Origin of the sequence: Rhizobium ecuadorense, from assembly GCF_001187535.1 — a bacterium.
Classification (GTDB): domain Bacteria; phylum Pseudomonadota; class Alphaproteobacteria; order Rhizobiales; family Rhizobiaceae; genus Rhizobium; species Rhizobium ecuadorense.
Genome location: NZ_LFIO01000709.1, coordinates 1 through 242, shown reverse-complemented (window position 1 = coordinate 242; position 242 = coordinate 1). Strand labels below are relative to the sequence as shown.

Annotated in this window: 1 protein-coding gene; it reads left to right on the top strand. The window is 58.7% G+C overall.

The annotated features are described in order from the left end of the window. Positions 1-242, top strand: a 242-nt coding sequence (locus tag AF337_RS13435) for a beta-barrel domain-containing protein (RefSeq protein ID WP_193393612.1), incomplete at both ends; no start/stop codon positions are given.

Here is a 242-nt window from a genome sequence, read left to right as displayed (position 1 = left end):
TCCTGGAAGCGCAGGTGCTGCGCACCTCGATCGATCAGCTGCATGAGGGCGAAACGGCCTCGATCCGCCTCACGGCGCTCAATCGGCGCACGACCCCTGTTCTGCAGGGCAAGGTCTTCTATGTCTCAGCTGATTCGATCGAGGAAAATTCGGGAGCTTCAGTCAAGGACGTCTATATCGTCCGCGTCGGAATACCCGATTCCGAGATTGCACGGGTGCACAATTTCCATCCCGTTCCCGGC